This is a genomic window from Vibrio sp. 704, from assembly GCF_033339295.1.
Genome location: NZ_JAWOUH010001105.1, coordinates 1 through 501, shown reverse-complemented (window position 1 = coordinate 501; position 501 = coordinate 1). Strand labels below are relative to the sequence as shown.

Here is a 501-nt window from a genome sequence, read left to right as displayed (position 1 = left end):
GTGTGCTACTATTCGGCTCCAACGCATTTGAGGCCCGTATGCTGACCAGTAACATTCAAAAATCGATTCGCAATAGCTATCAAAACCTACAAGCTCAACTCGATAACTTTGTACCAAGACGAGCTCAAAATTATCTTGTCGCTGAAATCGCAAAGACGCTTTGTGGTCAATATCATGAGTCCAATCGAATACTGGTAGCAGAAGCAGGCACAGGGATCGGTAAATCACTTTCTTATTTGATGGCCGCTATACCAGTTGCCGTGCATAACAACCGCAAAGTCGTTATCTCAACGGCAACCGTCGCGCTTCAAGAACAGCTAGTGAATAAAGACCTTCCTCTATTCCGTCGTATTACAGACAGAGAATTCTCTTTCATTCTTGCCAAAGGTAGGCAGCGCTACTGCTGCGCAGAAAAGCTCGCAACAGCCAGTGGTGTGGATGGCGGTCAACTAGCGATGTTTGAGACCAAGCCAAAGAAAAAAGACATTGAATTACTGGAAA

1 pseudogene is annotated in these 501 nt (G+C 45.1%); it reads left to right on the top strand.

The features are described from left to right. Window positions 1-38 precede the first annotated feature (38 nt). Window positions 39-501: pseudogene (locus R7R24_RS30890) on the top strand (ATP-dependent DNA helicase DinG); the annotation flags it as partial.